The organism is Actinomadura madurae (assembly GCF_047130825.1).
Taxonomy (GTDB): domain Bacteria; phylum Actinomycetota; class Actinomycetes; order Streptosporangiales; family Streptosporangiaceae; genus Spirillospora; species Spirillospora madurae.
The window spans coordinates 5,445,186-5,462,581 of record NZ_CP083237.1; the positions used below are offsets into that span (position 1 = coordinate 5,445,186).

15 protein-coding genes are annotated in these 17,396 nt (G+C 73.3%); 8 read left to right on the forward strand and 7 right to left on the reverse strand.

Going from position 1 to position 17,396, the window contains the following annotated elements; genetic code table 11:
* Positions 1-10: 10 nt before the first annotated feature.
* Entirely contained in the window at positions 11-442 is a 432-nt protein-coding gene (locus tag K8Z49_RS24600; RefSeq protein WP_021599260.1) for a MarR family winged helix-turn-helix transcriptional regulator, read from the reverse strand.
* Positions 443-511: 69 nt separating this feature from the next.
* Between K8Z49_RS24600 and K8Z49_RS24605 the strand changes: the two genes are divergently transcribed.
* From K8Z49_RS24605 to K8Z49_RS24615, 3 genes are all read left to right on the forward strand, one after another.
* Complete coding sequence (locus K8Z49_RS24605; protein ID WP_412515322.1) at positions 512-2,002, forward strand: DHA2 family efflux MFS transporter permease subunit; 1,491 nt, start codon at positions 512-514, stop codon at positions 2,000-2,002.
* A 20-nt stretch (positions 2,003-2,022) separates the two neighbouring features.
* Complete coding sequence (locus K8Z49_RS24610; RefSeq protein ID WP_412515323.1) at positions 2,023-2,580, forward strand: YceI family protein; 558 nt, start codon at positions 2,023-2,025, stop codon at positions 2,578-2,580.
* Positions 2,581-2,740: 160 nt separating this feature from the next.
* The gene (locus tag K8Z49_RS24615; RefSeq protein WP_146877371.1) at positions 2,741-3,310 is read left to right on the forward strand and encodes a carboxymuconolactone decarboxylase family protein; all 570 of its coding nucleotides are present in this window, start codon (positions 2,741-2,743) and stop codon (positions 3,308-3,310) included.
* 18 nt (positions 3,311-3,328) lie between these two features.
* Here the strand turns inward: K8Z49_RS24615 and K8Z49_RS24620 are convergent, their stop codons facing one another.
* From K8Z49_RS24620 to K8Z49_RS24630, 3 genes are read right to left on the reverse strand one after another with little or no spacing between them, the layout of a single operon-like run.
* A complete protein-coding gene (locus K8Z49_RS24620) occupies positions 3,329-3,919 on the reverse strand; it encodes a thiamine pyrophosphate-dependent enzyme (RefSeq protein WP_021599661.1) in 591 nt (196 codons plus the stop codon).
* Positions 3,919-4,452 carry a thiamine pyrophosphate enzyme-like TPP-binding protein gene (locus K8Z49_RS24625; RefSeq protein WP_021599662.1) on the reverse strand — a complete coding sequence of 178 codons (534 nt, stop codon included), beginning with the start codon at positions 4,450-4,452 and terminating at the stop codon, positions 3,919-3,921. The genes K8Z49_RS24620 and K8Z49_RS24625 overlap by 1 nt, the downstream gene beginning before the upstream one ends.
* Positions 4,453-4,500: 48 nt before the next feature.
* A complete protein-coding gene (locus K8Z49_RS24630; protein ID WP_021599663.1) occupies positions 4,501-5,355 on the reverse strand; it encodes an enoyl-CoA hydratase/isomerase family protein in 855 nt (284 codons plus the stop codon).
* Between the two features lie 95 nt (positions 5,356-5,450).
* Here K8Z49_RS24630 and K8Z49_RS24635 point away from each other — a divergent pair, with 95 nt between their 5' ends.
* A complete protein-coding gene (locus K8Z49_RS24635) occupies positions 5,451-6,083 on the forward strand; it encodes a TetR/AcrR family transcriptional regulator (RefSeq protein ID WP_412515324.1) in 633 nt (210 codons plus the stop codon).
* Here the strand turns inward: K8Z49_RS24635 and K8Z49_RS24640 are convergent.
* Positions 6,074-7,087: an Lrp/AsnC family transcriptional regulator gene (locus tag K8Z49_RS24640; RefSeq protein ID WP_024934832.1), complete on the reverse strand. Its 1,014-nt coding sequence runs from the start codon at positions 7,085-7,087 to the stop codon at positions 6,074-6,076. The genes K8Z49_RS24635 and K8Z49_RS24640 overlap by 10 nt on opposite strands.
* Before the next feature lie 90 nt (positions 7,088-7,177).
* Here K8Z49_RS24640 and K8Z49_RS24645 point away from each other — a divergent pair, with 90 nt between their 5' ends.
* The 3 genes from K8Z49_RS24645 to K8Z49_RS24655 all read left to right on the forward strand — a co-directional run bounded on the left by K8Z49_RS24645 (position 7,178) and on the right by K8Z49_RS24655 (position 12,890).
* On the forward strand, positions 7,178-8,449 hold the full coding sequence (locus K8Z49_RS24645; RefSeq protein ID WP_021596675.1) for a metal-dependent hydrolase family protein: 1,272 nt from the start codon (positions 7,178-7,180) through the stop codon (positions 8,447-8,449).
* The gene (locus K8Z49_RS24650; protein WP_021596674.1) at positions 8,446-9,927 is read left to right on the forward strand and encodes an MFS transporter; all 1,482 of its coding nucleotides are present in this window, start codon (positions 8,446-8,448) and stop codon (positions 9,925-9,927) included. The genes K8Z49_RS24645 and K8Z49_RS24650 overlap by 4 nt, the downstream gene beginning before the upstream one ends.
* 89 nt (positions 9,928-10,016) lie before the next feature.
* Positions 10,017-12,890, forward strand: a complete 2,874-nt coding sequence (locus tag K8Z49_RS24655; RefSeq protein WP_111830571.1) for a BTAD domain-containing putative transcriptional regulator — start codon at positions 10,017-10,019, stop codon at positions 12,888-12,890.
* 40 nt (positions 12,891-12,930) lie between these two features.
* Here the strand turns inward: K8Z49_RS24655 and K8Z49_RS24660 are convergent, their stop codons facing one another.
* Together K8Z49_RS24660 and ligA are read right to left on the reverse strand one after the other, a co-directional pair.
* Positions 12,931-13,485: a hypothetical protein gene (locus K8Z49_RS24660; protein WP_021596672.1), complete on the reverse strand. Its 555-nt coding sequence runs from the start codon at positions 13,483-13,485 to the stop codon at positions 12,931-12,933.
* Positions 13,486-13,602: 117 nt separating this feature from the next.
* Entirely contained in the window at positions 13,603-15,594 is a 1,992-nt protein-coding gene (gene ligA, locus K8Z49_RS24665) for an NAD-dependent DNA ligase LigA (protein ID WP_412515325.1), read from the reverse strand.
* 107 nt (positions 15,595-15,701) lie between these two features.
* On the opposite strand from ligA, the gene K8Z49_RS24670 reads away from it, so the two are divergent.
* The gene (locus K8Z49_RS24670; protein WP_412515326.1) at positions 15,702-17,291 is read left to right on the forward strand and encodes a bis-aminopropyl spermidine synthase family protein; all 1,590 of its coding nucleotides are present in this window, start codon (positions 15,702-15,704) and stop codon (positions 17,289-17,291) included.
* Positions 17,292-17,396 lie beyond the last annotated feature (105 nt).

Genomic DNA, 17,396 nt, shown 5'->3' on the forward strand with positions numbered 1-17,396 from the left:
ACGGCCCGCGTCACCCCGCGGGCGGCCGGTCGCCGGCGATCGCTGTGACGCAGCGCTGGAGCAGGTCGGCGAGCTGCCTGCGTTGATGATCGTCGAGGCCGGCGACCATGCGGTCCTCGATGCCCCGGGCGACGACGTCGGCCTTGTCGAGGAGCGTGCGTCCGGCTTCGGTGAGCGCGGCGCCGAGGATGCGGCCGTGTCCGGGACGGGGACTCAGTTCGAGCAGGTCGCGGCGGCCGAGCTCGGCGACGATCTTGTGCATCGTCTGCGGGGTGACGTGCGTGCGCCGCGCCAGCTCGGCCGACGAGATGCCGGGCGTGGCCGCGATGAGGTGCAGCACCGTGCTCTGCACCGGCGTGAGGTCCAGATCGGTCAGGGCGTCCCGTAGCTCTACCCGGACCAGGTGCTGGAGCTGCATGAACGGCGGCAGCGGACGGCTCATGGTTGACATCTTATCAGCTTGGCTGATACCACTTATATCAGCCAAGCTGATAACAGAGGAGATCCGCGGATGCGCACCCCTGCACACACACCGAGCCCGATCGGCGACCGCCGCCGATGGTGGGCCCTGGCCGTCATCGCGCTGGGCCAGCTCATTGTGGTCTTCGACGTCACGATCGTGAACGTCGCCCTGCCCACGATCGGACGGGACCTCGGCGTCTCCGAGTCCGGCCGCTCCTGGGTGATCAGCGCCTACACCCTGGCCTTCGCCGGGCTGCTGTTGGCGGGCGGCAAGATCGCCGACAATCTGGGCGCCCGGAAGGCCTTCCTCATCGCGCTCGCCGGCTTCGCCGCCGCGTCCGCCGCGGGCGGCGCCGCGACCGGCCTCGCGACGCTGCTGGCCGCCCGCGCCGGCCAGGGCGCGTTCGCCGCCCTGCTCGCGCCCGCGGCGATGTCGATGGTCGCCGCCACGTTCCCCGGCCCCCGCGAACGCGGTCGTGCGTTCGCCGTGTTCGGCGTCGTGATGGGCGGTGGCGCGGGGGTCGGGCTGGTCCTGGGCGGCGTGCTGACCGAGCACCTGAGCTGGCATTGGACGCTCTACATCAACGTCCCGTTGGCCCTGTTCGCAGGGCTGGCAGCCGTCCTCGTGCTGCCCGCGAGCCCCGCGCACCGGGCGCGGGTGGACATGGTGGGCGCCGTTCTGGCCACCGCCGGGCTGGTGGCACTGATCTACGGGTCCAGCACCGCCATCGCCCATGGCTGGGCGGCACCGGTCACGCTCAGCGCGCTCGGCGCCGGGATCGTTCTGCTGACCGCCTTCGCCACTGTCCAGACGCGCATCCGGCACCCGCTGCTGCCGCCGCGGATCGTGACCGACCGCAACCGGGGCGGCGCCTACCTGGCCTTCGTCCTGGTCATGATCGGCATGTCCGGGATGTTCCTCCTGGTGTCCTACTACCTGCAGACCATCGCCGGGTACACCGCCGTCCGCGCCGGCGCGGCCTTCCTGCCGTTCGCCGTGACCACCCTGCTCGCCTCCACCGCCGCCGGGCGCGTGATGACCCGCCTGCGGACGGGCACGCTGCTGGCCATCGGCCTGCTGCTGGCCGCCGCGGGCCTGGCGTGGCTGACCCGCCTCGACGTCGGCACCGGCTACGCCTCCGGGGTCCTGCCCGCGCTGCTGCTCATCGGCGCCGGGGTCGGCGCCCTGTCCCCGGTCGCCGCCAACCTCGCCACCCTGGATGTCCCCGCCCACCAGACCGGCATCGCCGGCGCCGCCTTCAACGTCTCCGAACAGGTCGGCGCGTCGGCCGGGGTGGCCGTCCTCAACACCATCGCGGTCACCGGCACCGCCGCCCACCCCGCGGCCTCGCTCGCCGCCGGCACCGTCCACGGCTACACGGTCGCCGCCGCCGGCGCGGCCGCCCTCCTGGCGGTCGGAGCGGTCGCCGTCATGGCCCTGGTCAACGCCCGACTCGGAACCGACGCGGCCGACACCACCCCGCCCACGGAAATGGACGCCGGGCAACGCACGCCCGTCCTCGCTTCGAGCACCCACTGAATCCCCGAAAGGAACGTGTCATGACCGCCACCGCTCCTCAGATTCCCGGCTACATCCCCGGTACCTGGCAGATCGACCCGATCCACTCCGACGCCACGTTCTCCGTCCGCCACCTGGTCACCAAGGCCCGCGGCAGGTTCCGCACCCTCGACGGGGAGATCAACGCGGCCGAGAACGTGCTCGACTCCTCCGTCCGCGTCACCATCGCCGCCGACTCGATCGACACCAACAACGAGATGCGCGACGACCATCTGCGTTCCGCCGACTTCCTGGAGACCGGCACCTACCCGACCCTGACCTTCGCCTCCACCCGCATCCGGCCCCACGGCGACGCCTTCCTGGTCGACGGCGACCTCACGATCAAGGACGTCACCCGGCAGATCACCGCCGACGTCGAGATCGGCGGCTTCACGCCCGGCCACGACGGGGTCCCCAGGGCGGGCTGCACCGCGACCTTCGAGATCGACCGCAACGACTACAACGTCAACTTCAGCAAGGTCCTCGAAACCGGTGGCGTCATGGTCGGTGACCGCGTCTCCGTCCAACTCGAAATCCTGGCCGTCCTCCAGCAGGACTAGACGAGCGGCGCGGTGAGGGCGGTGACCCGCTGGCGCCCAGGAACGAAGCATTCGTGCATTCCGGGCCCCTATTCGATGGGAATCACGCAGCCTGCCGGTCATTCGCCCGCCTCGTTGCAGACTGAACGCCGCTCCGAGACCCCGTCCGAAGGAGGAATCCGTGCGCATGCCCCCGGTCGAGCCCAGCGTCCTGACGGGAGAGCAACGGCAGCTCGACGAACACGTGCGGAAGATGATGAGCGGGCTGCACATGCCGTTCACCTCGACGGACGAGAACGGCGCGCTGATCGGACCGTTTCCCGTGATGCTGCGTTTCCCCGGTCTTGCCCGCCCCCTACTGGAGTGGTTCACGAGCGTCACGAGCGGCGGCGTGCTTCCGGCGCGCGTGCGGGAGGTCGCCATCCTCACCACCGGATCCAGGTACGGCGCGGCGTACGAGCTCTACTCCCACAGCAGGGTCGCGGCGGCGGTCGGGCTGCCGAGCGGCGTCATCGCGGGTCTGGCCGCCGGGCGGCGGCCCTCCGAGCTGACGTCCGAGGAGGCCGTCGCGCATGATGTGGCCGCCCGGCTCCACTCCGGCGCGCCGCTGCCCGAAGCCCTGTACCGCGCCGCGGTCGACTCCTTCGGGGAGACCGGCACCGCGGAACTCGTCTTCCTGATCGCTCAGTACGCCAGCGTCGCGATGGTGCTCAACGCCTACGACGTGCCTGTACCGGCGGACGCCGGCTGACGAGCGCACGGGTGATCGTCAGCCCGGCGTCTCCCCCGCGGAGTGGTTCTCCCGCAGCCAGCGGGAGAACCGGTGCGTGATCGAGACGGGGTCGATGAGGAGCTTGGCGATGCCCTGCGCGTTGCCCACCTCGATGCGGCCGTGCAGGAAGGCCGGGCCCGTCACCGCGAGCAGGTCCTCGAAGGCGTCTTTCAACCCGTCGGCCGTGTCGACCGTGCGGGTCGTCCACCCGGACGCCTCGGCCAGCCGAGCGAGGTCGATCGTGGACGAGTAGGTCGGCAGGGCGCCGGTCGACCCGTACACGCCGTTGTCGAGCAGGACGAGCAGGAGGTTGTCCGGGGCGAGGTACCCGCCCGTGGGGAGGACGTTCGGGTTCATGAGCAGCGAGCCGTCGCCCTCGATGGCGACGACCTTGGGAAAGGCGGAGTCGAGGCTGAGCGCGAGGCCCGTGGCCACCGAGCCGGCGAGGCCCATGGAGTCGAGCAGGTAGAGGTGGTTGTCACCGTCCTTGACCGAGGCGAGCTCGCGGCTCGTCGCCGCGCAGGTGACGACGACGGGATGCCGGTCCGTCAGCTCCGCGAGGACGCGGAGCGCTTCGATCCGCTTCATCACGCGACCTTTCCGTCGGTGTTCCAGAACGACCCCAGGACGACGACGGGCCGGTAGGTCATGACGGCGTGGACACCGGCCTCCTGGACCGTGTCGCGCCAGTCGCCCGCGCCGCTGCGCCGGTCGAGCTCGATGACGGGCAGCCCGACGGTCCGCAGGACCGCGGGCGTGGGCTGGCTGATGGAATGGATCATCGAGTTGTACTCGCCGAGGCCCCCGCGCGTGTTCGCGAAGACCAGGAGCGGGAGGTGGTAGGAGAGCGCGAACGTCGTCAGGGCCGTGAGGGCGTTGCCGAAGCCGTTGTCCTGCATCACCACGGCGCCGAGGCGGCCGGTGAAGGCGACCGCCCCCATCACGCCGACGGCCTCTTCCTCCCGCGACAGCGGGGTGACCCGCGGGGAGACCCCGTCCGCGCCGCCGTCGCGTGCGACCAGCGCCGCGATGACGGGCGCCACCGTCACGGAGGGGATGTACCCGACCCGCACGGCTCCGGCCGCCCAGATGCCGTCGGCGACGGCCTCTGCGTAGGTCATGTGCGTGCGACTCCTTTCACAAGGGCGCGGCGGTCCGTCTTCGGACCGTCAGAACAGTTTGCGGGCCTCGGAGTCGTTGAACAGATCCGGGTCGGGGACGACCCTCTTGCTCGCCAGGGTGGCGAGCATCTGGTGCGGCATGTGGAAGCCGAGGTCCTCGGCCACGGCCTTCTTCAGCGGCCGGGACAGGATGTTGTGCGCGGCCCAGCGCGCGAAGCGCGGACGCCGCATGATGAACCGCGCGATCTCCCAGGCGCGGTCGAGCAGCCGCTCGCGCGGGAGAACGTCGCTCACGATGCCCCATTCGAGCGCCTTGTCGGCGGGGATCGGTTTGGCGCAGTAGATGTGGTAGGCGGCGCGCTTAGGCCCCATGAGCGCCTGGAGCGCCAGCGCCTGGCCGTCGCCGGGCGCGGTGCCGAGCCAGAAGTGCGGGTCCATGAAGTCGGCGTCGGGCGCGGCGAGGGTGATGTCGGAGAGGGTCGCGAACTCGGTGTGCACGCCAGGGCCGTTGACGGCGGCGATCGTCGGGATGTCGATGTTGGCGACGAAGCTCTCGACGACCTTCCAGCCGTCGTAGACGCGCTGGTAGTAGAGGTCGGGGTCCAGGTCGGAGGCCGGCGCGGGGTTGTGGCCCTTGGGGTCGCCGGTCATCCACCGGTCGCCGGTGCCCGTGATGATCAGGACCTGGTTCTCCTGGTCGTTGCCGATCTCCTGCCAGACGCGCGGCCAGACGTTGTGCGCGGCGTGCGTGTGCACGTACGGCCCGCCGCCGGTGTGCAGGCGGACCTCGATGATGCCGTCCTCGCGCCGCATCTCGAAGAAGTCGGCGTACTTCCTGGAGTACTCCTCGAACGGGGAGGGGGGAAGGTGCCCCTCCCAGCGCTCGGCGAGATCGACTGCCATCGGACCTCCATGTCGTGATCGGTCGGCTCGGGCGTCCCGGGCCCGCCCAGTAAAGCACACTAGCCAGTGTGCTTTTCGGTGGCTACGCTACCGGCATGCCCAGAGCCATCGCCGAGGTCCAGACGCCGGGACGGCGCCGGCGGTCCGAGGCGAAGCGCGCCGCGATCCTCGACGCGGCCGAGGACCGCTTCCTCGCGGACGGGTACGAGCGGGCGAGCATGGACGTGATCGCGGCCCGGGCCGGGGTCTCCAAGCGCACCGTGTACGACCACTTCGGCGAGAAGAGCGCCGTCTACCTCCGCGTGGTCGAGCGCGTCCACGCGTCCCTGGTCCGCACCGTCGGCGCCGCGATCGAGGAGGAGCTGCGGCCCGGACGCGGCCTGCGGGAGGGCCTGTCGGCCTTCGCGCGGCGCATCGTCACCGGCACCTTCCCCTCGTCGGACTACGTGACGTTCCGCAGGCTCGCGTCCGAGCGCGCCGCCCCGCGGCTCGCGCTGTCCACCGGCGACCGCCCCGAGCGGATGCTCGCCGCCCGGTTCGCCGAGCTCGCCGCCGGCGGCGGGCTGCGCGCCGACGAGCCGGAGCTCGCGGCGCGCCACTTCACCGCGCTCACGGTCGAGCTCGCCCTGCACGCGCTCGACGCCGGCGCCGAGACCGGGGCCGACGAGACCGAGATCCTCCGCCTCGTGGACCGCGGGGTCGACGCGTTCCTGCGCGCCTACGGCTGAGGGTCGTCCGGCAGCAGCGGCACGATCCCGACGGCCCGGCCGTCGGCGTCGAGCACGTGCCCGATCAGCTTCGTCATCTGCAGGACGACCGAGCGGTCCTGGACGCGCAGCTCCGGCAGTTCACGGCTCATGCGCCACTCCAGATCGTGCACCTCGGCGACGGACCGCAGCCACGCGTCGACCACGACGTTGAACGGCCCCGCCACGAAGCTCGCCGCCCGCACGCCCGGGAGGGTGCGGACGCGCCGCTCGGCCGAGCGCAGGTCCTGCACGTCGAGGGAACCGAAGTACATCGCCCAGACCGACCGGCCGGACAGCTCGTGCGACACGTCGCAGCGCAGGGTCACCAGTCCGCCGTTGCGCATGCGCGCCAGCCGGCGCCGCACGGCGAGCGCGCCGACGCCGGCGTGCTCCGCGATGCGCTCCAGCGGCATCCGCCCGTCCGCGTGCAGCGCGGCGAGGATCAGGCGGTCGGTCCCGTCCAGCACGCCGGCCCTCGCGGCGCCGGCCGCCGGCGGCGGGTCGAGCCGCCGCCGCTGCTCGGGGTCGAGGGTGCCGTCCCGCCACCGGCTGACCTCCAGGGTCGAGCGGGTGAGGAGGTGGCTGCGGACGCGGGCGATGCCCGGGACGCGCGGCACCAGGCCGAGCAGGTAGTCCGACAGCGCCTGGAGGCTCGCCGTCTGCACGAGCACCACCACGTCGCGGGGGCCGCTGGTCACCTTGATCGACGCCGCCTCCCGGTCCGGGACGAGGTCGCGCGCCACGGCGACCGCCCTGCCGGGCTCGCAGTCGAGCTCGACGAGGGCGCACACGGGCATCGCTCCGCCCGACGGATGCGCCGTGACCCAGGCGGCGCCCGACGACTCCATGCGCGCCCACCGCCGGCTCACGGTCGACGGGTTGACGCCGAGCGCCGAGCCGAGATCGCGCCAGCTGGCGCGCGGTGCGGTGCGCACCGCGTCGACGATCGCCAGGTCGAGCTCGTCGAAGCCGGTGGCGGCCACGAGGTGTCCTTTCCTGCGCGGGAGGTACCCCCGCGAGAGATTTCATGCAATGTGCGGCCACGTTCGATCGGCAACTCTAGCGTCGCCGCCATGCAGACCTCCGAAGCCGCCGCCCTGCGGATCCATCGGGTCCGCCTCATCGACGGCGTGAGCGACGAGGTCGTCGAGGACGCGGTGCTCGAATCCGACGACGCGGGCCGCATCACCTACGCCGGCCCCGCCGCGGGAGCCCCGCCGGCGCGGCCCGGCGCGACCGAGATCGACGGCGAGGGCGGCACTCTGCTGCCCGGCCTCTTCGACTGCCACACCCATCTCGGCATGCCCTCGGACCGGTCGGTCTTCGAGGCGGCGCTGATGAGCGACCCGGTGCTCACCGCCCTGGACACCGTCGACCGCCTGGAGCGCACGCTGCGGGCGGGCATCACGTCGGTCCGCGACCTCGGCGCGCTCCCGGCCGGGTACCGCGAGGCGGTCGCCCGCGGGCGCGTCGCCGGACCGCGGATCCAGACCTCGATCGCCGTCATCGGCCACACCGGCGGCCACGCGGACCCCACGCTGCCGAACGGCAGGAGCCTCGACCTCGACGCCTGCGTCATCGCGGACGACGCGACCGGGGCGCGGGTCGCGGTGCGCGAGCTGGTGCGCGCCGGCGCCGACGTGCTCAAGATCTGCACGAGCGGCGGCATCACCAGCGCCGCCGACGACCCCGACGACCAGGACCTGCTGGACGAGGAGATCCGGGCCGTCGTCGACGAGGCGGAGCGGCACGGCGGCCGGGCCGTCGCCTCGCACGCCCAGGGCCGGGCGGGCATCCTGTCCGCCCTCCGCGGCGGCGTCCGCTCGGTCGAGCACGGCTTCGGGATCGACGACGAGGGCTGCGACCTCCTCGGCGAGCGCGGCGCGTTCCTCGTGCCGACCCTCTCCGCGGTCTTCCAGCCGCTCGACCCCGCGACCACCACGCCGTGGCGTTACCAGAAGAAGCTGCGCTGGAACGCGATCGCCAAGGAGAACATCGCCCGCGCGATCGAGCGGAAGGTGCCGATCGCGGCGGGCACCGACGCCGGGATCACGCCGCACGGCGAGAACCCGTTCGAGCTGTGGTGCCTGGTCGAGCTCGGGATGGCGCCCATGGACGCCGTCCGCGCCGCCACCGCGGCCGGCGCCCGCCTGCTCGGCGTCGACGACCGGCTGGGCGTTCTGCGGCCGGGCCACCTCGCCGACGTCGTGCTGTGCGCGGACGATCCGCTCCGCGACATCCGGGCGCTCGGCGACCCCTCCCGCATCACCCTCGTCGCCCAGCAGGGCGTCGTCCGCGCCACCCGTCTCGGCGACGGTCTCCAAGCGGAGGGACAGCACTCATGACCGATCTCGGCTCCACCGCCACGGACGGCAGGCGCACGGCAGCGCTCCACAACGGATGGACGCCCAAGGTCGCCTCCTATGTCGCGATCCTCATCCTCGTCAACGTCATGGTCGACAGCGTCGTCACGGCGCCGACCTTCGTCCTCCCCCATCTGGCGCGGGCCTTCGACACCACCCAGTTCGCCTGGATCGGGTCGAGCGCCATGCTCGCGGGCGCCATGTGGGCGCCGCTGCTGGGCAAGAGCGCGGACATCCACGGCAAGCGCCGGGTGCTCGTGATCACGCTGCTCGTCGCCGCGGCCGGCGGGCTCGTGTGCCTGTCCGCGCCGCACCTCACCGTGTTCGTGCTGGGACGGCTCCTCCAGGGCGCGGCCGTGGCGGCGCTCTTCCTCTCGATCGCCATCATCCGCGACATCTGCGCCAGGAAGTTCTCGATGGTGGTCACGGGCGTCGTCACGGCCGGGTCGGCCGTGTTCGGCATCGTGACCCCGTTCGTCCTGGAGCCGGCGATCGACGTCTTCGGCTGGCGGTCCGTCTTCGTGATCTCCGCGTCGTTCGCGGCGGCCGCCGCGCTGCTGACCCGCCTCGTCGTCCCCGACACGCGGCAGCGGACGCCCGGCACGGTCGACGTCGCGGGCGCGCTCGTCCTCGGCGGCGGCATCGCGGGCGTCCTCGGCTACATCAGCCTCGGGCAGGTCCTCGGCTGGGCGGGCCCGGTTCCGCTCCTGGTGCTCGCGGCCGGGGCCGCCGCCCTGGTGTACTGGCGCGCCGTTCTCAGCCGCAAACCGGAACCCATCATCGACATCCGCGGCATCTCTCTCACGCTCGGGCTCGGGCTGCTCGTGGTCGTCATGGGCACGGGCGCCTACCAGAGCAAGCTGCAGCTGATCAGCATGCTCGTGGAGACCTCGCCCGACGAGGGGCTGGGATACGGGCTCGCCAGCCCCCTCGCCCTCGGGCTGATGTTCGGCGTCCCGTCCATCGGCATCGCGCTGGGCGGCGTCGGCTCCGGCGCCATCGCCACCCGCGTCGGCCCGGCGTGGTGCCTCGCGGTGGCCATCCTGACCGGAACGACCGGCACCGCGCTGATGTACTTCGGTGACGGCCCGAGCCACCTCGCCGTCGCCGTGCCGGCCTCGTTCCTGCTCAGCCTGACCGCCGGCAACCTCGTGACCTCCGGGTTCAACCTGGCATCGATCCTCGCCCCGCGGGAACGGCAGGCCACGGTCTCCGGACTGGTCATGGTCATGGTCGCCATCGGATCGGTGACGATGAACTTCGTCGGATCCGCCATCCTCGGCGAGACGGCCGTCGTCGTCGACGGCGAGAAGGTGAACTCGGTGACCGGCATCTACGTCTACATCGCCACGATCGGCGGCGTGTTCGTCCTGGCCGCGATCCCGGCGCTGTTCCTGGTCCGCGCGATGCGCGGCCGGACCGGCGCCGGCACGGAGACCTCCTCCGTCGGCCACCTCTGATCGGACCCGCGTCCCCTGGAGGGCGTGCGGCGTCCAATGGCAATGACAAAGAGTGTTCGATCAGTAGCTCAACGTCATACCATCAGGTCGTGGAGGGCGTTCGCTACGAGTTCAGGCTCCTCGGGCCGCTGGAGGTCCGGCGGGACGGGGTCCCGGTGCCGATCGGCGCGGCCAAGCTCCGGCTGCTGCTGGCGTCGCTGCTCGTCGACGCCGGCCGCGTCGTCACCCTCGACACGCTGGTGTACCGGCTGTGGGGGGAGGCGCCCCCCGGCCGGCCCCGCAATGCTCTGCAGAACTACGTCCTGCGCCTGCGCCGTGCGTTCGGAGAGGACGGCGGCCGGGTGGTGGTGTCCCATGCGCTGGGCTATTCGATCGCGGTCGATCCGGACGCGATGGACCTGCACCGGTTCGCGGCGCTGGTGAGCCGTGGCCGCGCCGCGTTGCAGGACGGATTCCCAGAGCGGGCGGCGGGCCCGCTGCGAGAGGCACTGGACCTGTGCCAGGGCGAACCGCTTTCGGACCTGCCCCCCGGCCTGCTGCCCGATGTCGTCGCGATGCTGGCCGAGCAGCGCCTGGACGCGCTGGAGCTGAGGATCGACGCCGATCTGGCGCTGGGCCGGTTCCACGAGGTGGTGCCGGAGCTGCGGGCGCTGGTCGGGGCGCACCCGCTGCGGGAGCGGTTCTGGGCGCAGCGGATGCGGGCGCTGTACCTGTCCGGGCGCCGGGGAGAAGCGCTGGAGTGCTACCGCACCGTCGCCTCCCTGCTCGCCGACGAGCTGGGCGTCGATCCTGGGGCCGACCTCCAGGCCCTGCATCTGGCCATGCTGGCGGAGCGTCCCGGGCCGGACCTGACCCCGGTGCGTCGACGGCCGGCGCGGGGAAACCTTCCCGCCGAGACGAACTCCTTCGTCGGACGCGAAGACCAGCTCGCGCGGACGCTGCGGACACTGGAGGGGGCCCGGCTGGTCACCCTGACCGGGGTCGGCGGTGTCGGCAAGACCCGGCTCGCGTTGCGGGTGGCGGCCGAAGCCGCTCCCGCCTTCGCCGACGGCGCCTGGCTCGCGGACCTGGCGCAGCTGGTGCCGCGCACCGAGGCCGAGCAGCTCTACCGGACGATCGCCGAGTCGCTGGGCCTGCACGACCATTCGCCCCGGTCCCCCGCCGACGCCGTCGCCGACCATCTGCGGGACCGGCGCCTGCTGCTCGTCCTGGACAACTGCGAGCACCTGGTCGAGGAGGTCGCCGCACTGGCACAGCGGCTGCTGTGCGCGGCCCCGGCACTGCGGATCCTCGCCACCAGCCGGGAACGGCTCGCCGTGCCGGGCGAGCACGTCCTTCTGGTCCCGGGCCTCGCGTTGCCGCCCGGAACAGGCGACTCGGATGAGGACCGCTCGGAGGCGGTGCGCCTCCTGCTGGACCGCGCCGCCGCGTCCGCCCCGGAGTTCGGCGTCACCGACCGCAACCGCGGCGCGATCGTGCGGCTGTGCCGGCTCCTTGACGGCATCCCCCTGGCCATCGAACTGGCCGCGGTGCGGCTGAGCTCGATGGCGGTCGAGGAGATCCTGGACCGCCTGGACGACCGGTTCCAGCCGCTGTCGGCGTCCCCCGCCCGCGCCCGCGGCCGCTACCGGCGGACCCTGCGGGCGGTGATCGGCTGGAGCCACGGGCTGTGCACCGAGGGCGAGCGCCTGCTGTGGGCGCGGCTCTCGATCTTCTCCGGCGGGTTCGACCTGGAGGCGGCGGAGGCGGTGTGCGCGGGCGGCGGCGTCACCGCCGCCGAGGTGGCGGACCTGCTCGCCGGCCTCGTGCACAAGTCGATCGTCATGGCCGACGGCACCGAGGGCAGGACCCGCTACCGCCTGCTGGAGACCATCCGCCGGTACGGTCGCCAGCAGCTGCGCGAGGCGGGGGCCATCGACGAGTTCCGTCTCCGGCACACCCGTCACTACCGGGACCTGACGCTCCGCGCGGCGGCCCACTGGTGCGGCCCGGACGAGGTCGACTGGCTGTGCCGACTGCGCCGCGACCTGCCCGACCTGCGCGGGGCGCTGGAGTCGTGCGCCACAGGCCCGGGTCCGGCCGCCGCCGGCCTGGACATCGTGATCAATCTGCTCCGGACGCGGTTCTGGTTCTTCAGCGGCACGCTGGGAGAGGCGCGCCACTGGCTGGACCAGCTGTCCACGGCCCGGCCCGGGGACGCGCCGGACGAGCGGGAGACGGCCGCGGCGGCGATGCGGGCCTTCCTGATCATCGTCCAGGGCGACCGCCGCGCGGTGCCGGAGGCGATCGCGGCGTGCCGGGCGGCCGCGGCGGCGCACCCCTGCGCGCCCGCCGTCTACGTCGAGGGCGTCCACGCCCTGCTCCGCGGCAACGACGCGCGCTCCATCGCCCTGCTCGCCCGTGCCCGTGCGGAGTTCCTCGCCGCCGGCCAGGCCGGCGACGCCCACATGGCCACCATGTTCTGGGCCATGGCCGCCGCCTACCTGGGCGACCGGGACACCGCCGTCCACGCTCGCGACGTCTACGGCACCGAAGCCGAGACGACGGGAGCGGCCTGGGCCGCCTCCTGGGCCCTGTGGACGGCCGGTCTCGCCGAACTCCGGCACGGCGAGCCGTCGCGCGCGCTGGCTCCGCTGCGCGAGGCGCTGGTACGCCAGCACGCCATAGGCGATGACTGGGGACCGGTCTGGGACGTGGAGGCCCTGGCGTGGACGGCCGCCGCCATCGGACAGCACCACCGGGCCGCCGTCCTGCTGGGCGCCGCGCACCGGCTACGGCAGGCGACCGGGGTCACGCTGACCGGCCTCAAGCCGTTCCAGGCCGCCCATGCCGAGGCCGCGCGGCTGATCCGCGGCGCGCTGACGCGGGAGGCCTACGCGCAAGCCTGGCACCGGGGATCGGCCGACGACGACGGCGTCGGGCTGGCGCTGACGATGGTGGACGAGATCATCGGTTCCCTCTGAACCACGGCGCACGCGTGGGCGTGCGCCGCGGCCTAGTGCGTCACCACCACTGATTGCAGAAGGTCTTGCCGTCGGTCCGTGAGCAGGCGCGGAATCTCAGCGACGATCCCTTCTCGGTGCGCGCCGCCGGGGTCGAGACTTCCTGGCCGTCCGCGGTGACCACGAACGGGCCGCACTGCAGCCACCGGCCTCCGCCCCGGGTGACGTCCATCCAGACGGCGTCCCCCCGCTTGGTCTCCCGGCCGATGTGCGCCCAGCCGTGCTGGATGCCGTTGATCCTGCCGACGCGCAACTGCACGCGCCGGGCGCTCGTCGTGCCGGCCCGGTGCCAGTGCGCGACGAAGTCGAAGCCGGGCCCGGGCTTCCACCAGTTCGCGCAGTCGGCCGGGGACGCCGGCCGGGCGGAGGACGTGCGGGCGGCCGTTCCGGCGGCGGTCGCGCCACCCGCCGGAACGGCCGCGAGGACCAGCACGGTGCCGGTCAGGAGTGCCGGGGCGACGTACCGGCGGATGCTCCGGCTCCCCCGCCGGGGGGCCGCCGTGAGGGTGGCGACGCTTCCGGAGCGTGTGGTGAGGTCGCGGTCTTTCTCGCGCATCGAGATCTCCGATCTGTGGGTCGGGCGCGGCTCGGACGCTGCCCACGCTCGCTCGATGCGCTATCGCCCCGGTCACTCCCCGGTCACACGCCGCACCGGCGTGAGGTGACGGTGCGGTCAGATGACGCCGGCCTCGGCCAGCCAGCGCCACAGCTCGTCCTGGTGGACGACGGTGACCCCGAGCTTCTCGGCCTTGCCGGTCTTGGCGGCGCCGACGTTGTCGCCGGCGAGCAGGTAGTCGGTCGTGGACGAGACCGACGAGGCGGTCACCGCGGCGGCCTGCTCGACCAGGCGGGTGACGTCCGGCCGGCTGATCTTGGCGCCCGAGCGCGGGTCGGTGAAGGCGCCGGTGATCACGACCGACTTGCCCTTGAGCGGCGAGTCGCCGGCGGCCGCCGCGTCGACCGGGCGGTCCTCGTCCAGGACGTCGAGGTTCACGCCGCGCTCGCGCAGCGCCGCGATCTCCTCCCGCACGTCCGCGCGGGCGAAGAAGGCCACGACGCTCTCGGCGGCCTTCGGCCCGATGTCGCGGATCGCCACCAGGTCGTCGACCGTCGCCGCGGCGACGTCCTCGATGCGCTCGTACCCGGCCAGGCACAGGCGCTTGGCCGTGCCCTCGGACGCCATCGGGATCGCCAGGCCGATCAGTGCGCGGCGCAGCCCCATCCCCTTGGAGGACGCGATCGACTCGACCATGTTCCGGGCGCTGACCTCGCCCATCCGCTCGTAGCCGAGCAACTGCTCGGCCGTCAGGTCGTAGAAGTCGCTGCGCCGCCGGAGCACGCCCTCCTCGGCGAGCTTCTCGATCCAGGTGTCGCCGACGCCCTCCATGTCGGCCGCCGGGCGCGAGGCCCAGTGCATCAGCCGGCGCGTCGCCTGGGCAGGGCACTGCAGGTTTACGCACCAGCGCTCCTCGCCGGTGCCGCGGACCTCCAGCTCCGACCCGCACGACGGGCAGTGCTCCGGCGGGACGATCTCGACCTCGCTCCCGTCACGCCGCTCCGGCAGCGACCGGCCGGCGAACGGGATCACGTCGCCGCGCCGCACGACCGCGACCGTGTCGCCGATCCGCAGGTCGCGCTCGCGGATCAGCCGCGGGTTGTGCAGGGTGACGTTCTCCACCGTCACGCCGCCGACGAACACGGGGGTGACCTTCGCGCGCGGCGGGACGCGGCCGATCTTGCCGACCGGCCACTCCACCGACAGCAGCGTCGTCAGCTTCTCCTCCGGCGGGTACTTGAACGCGATCGCCCCGCGCGGCTCGGCGCTGTTGAATCCCGCGGCGTCGAACGCCGCCGGCTCGTGCAGCCGGACGACCGCGCCGTCGATGTCGTAGTCCAGCCCGTCGCGGCGGTCGCCGATCTCGTGGATCGCGTCCAGCACCTCGCCGGCGTCCGCGCACACGTACTGGGCGACCGGCTCGAACCCGGCCGGGATCTCCACGGCGGCGCCGTCGCGGTCGGCGCCGAACGCGTAGAACCGCAGCAGCCGCTTGGCCTTCGCGGCGGCCTCCGGGTCCTTGAGCACCAGCGTCCCGGCGGCGCCCGAGCGGGGGTTGGTCAGCGTGCGTTCGGGGTGCGCCTCGTTGTAGGCCGCCCAGACCGACCGCAGCATGACGGCCTCGCCGCGCACCTCGACCCGGCCGGGAGCCTCGATCTCGGCCGGCAGGCCCGGGATCACGTGGCGCACCTTCTCGGTGACCAGCTCGCCGACCGCGCCGGTGCCGCGGGTGGCGACGTAGTCGAGCTTCCCGCCGGTGTAGACGATGCTGAGGGAGAGCCCGTCGAGCTTCTCCGAGACGCGGAAGACCTGGCCGCCGAACCGCTCGCAGAATGTGCGGATCTGCGCCTCGTCCGTCGCCTTCGCCAGCGAGAGCATCGGACGCGCATGGCGCACGGTCGGCCCGGTGAGCTCCGCCGGCGCGTTGACCTTGTCGAGCGGGCTGTCGGCGGGTTCGAGCCCGGGGTGCTCGGCGACGAGCGCCGCCAGCTCGTCCTTGAGCGCGTCGTAGTCGGCGTCCGGCAGGGGGCTGTCGCCGGCGCCGTAGTACAGGTCGTTCAGCCGCCTGACCTCGGCGGTCAGCTCCAGGATGCGCTTTTCGACGTCCACCCTTCGATTAAACGCGACGGCACCGACAGTCTCCGCCCTCCAGCGGCGCCCTCCAGCGGCGCCCGCGCCGGGCCGCCGGGGCCCGCGGGGCTGGATAGCATCTCCGGGTGGACGATGGGGAGACGGCGGCCGGGCTGCCGGTCGCGGACATGGACCCGCGGCGGATCCATACCGCGCTGAGCCTGCTGGCGGACCGGCGGTGGTGGACCCTCGGCGAGCTGGTCCGGGAGACCGGGGCGCCGCGGCGCTCGGTGGAGTCGCTGCTGGCCGGGCTGTCGCTGGAGCGTGCCGGCGGCGACCGGTTCCGCCTCACCCCCGAGCAGAGCGGCGAGATCGCCGGCGTGCTGCGCACCGGCCACCGTCCGCTCGACCCGGCCGATCCCGTGGGGCACCTGCTGGCCGAGCACGCCGGCGTGGTCGAACGCGTGGCCGGGCTGATCGAGCGGGCGCCGCGGGCGCGGCACGTGCTCGACCACGTGTCGGCGACGCCGGAGACGGTGGTGCGGCGCGCGCTGCTGCTGGGCGCGCGGTTCTGGCTGCCGGGCACGCGGCTGCTGTGCGTGGGCGACCACGACCTGACCTCGCTGGCGGTCGGGCTGGTCCACCCCGGCGTGCAGACCACCGTGGTGGACGTAGACGAGCGGATCCTGGCCTACATCGACGCGTGCGCCGCCGAGCTGGGCGTGGACGTCCGCACCCGCTGGGCCGATCTGAGGCTGGGGCTCCCGCCGTCGGCCGCCGCGTCCGCGGACCTGGCGGTGACCGACCCCCCGTACACGCCCGAGGGCGTCGGGCTGTTCGTGGCGCGGGCCGTGCAGGGCCTGCGGGACCAGGGGCGGGGAAGGGTCCTGCTCGCCTACGGGGCGAGCGACCGCACCCCGATGCTCGCGCTGAAGGTGCAGCAGGCGCTGCAGGACCTGAACCTGGTGTCCGAGGCCGTCTACCCCGACTTCAACCGCTATTTCGGCGCGGAGGCGATCGGCTCGCGCGCCGACCTGTACGTCCTGCGGCCGACCGGCAGGACCCTGCCCGCCGCCGACGCCCGTGCCGACCGGTTCGCCACGGCCATCTACACCCAGGGGCCGCAGGCGGTCGAGGCCCGGACCGCCGCGCCGGTCTCGGCCGACGACATCGCCGGCCTGGAGCCGGACGTCCTGGTCGGCGACTGGCCGAAGGGGACGCTCGCGCAGGTGCCGCGGGTGCGGTTGACGACCTGGCTGGCGAAGCCGTATGCGGCGCGGGTGCGGCGGGCGGCCGTCGCGCTCCCGCCGGGGCTGGAGGCGGCGCTGGTCCGGGTGCTGCTGGCCACCCGCGCCGAGCAGGTGCGGGTGTTCCTGCCCGAACCCCCGGACGACCTCTCGGCCGAGGCCGAGCTGCTCGCGGGCGTGTACGAGCTGACCCGGCGCGGCCCGGCCGTCGAAGCGGTTCGCGTCCCGCCCGGTGGAGACGATCCGGCGCGCCGGGTCGTCCGCGCCGTCATGGACCGGGCGCATGGAAAGATCGTCAACGTCTGGCGGGACGCGCTGATCGACCTGCACGACGGCCTGACGAAGCGCCAAGCCCGCGCCGTCGTGGCCGAGGCCGCGCCGTGGGCGCGGGACGTCACCCTGCTGGAGGTGCCGGCCCACCGGCTGCGCGAGCTTCCCGGCGCCGTCCGCTCGTCCCTGGACCTCGTCCCGGCGGCGTCGGCCGGGTAGCGCAAGGGCGCGGGCCGCGATCCGCGAGGTCAGGTACCGCGGGGGTTCCCGCCGCCCGCCCGGGACGGTCACGCTGCCGGACCCTCCGTGCGCGCTGCGCACCGA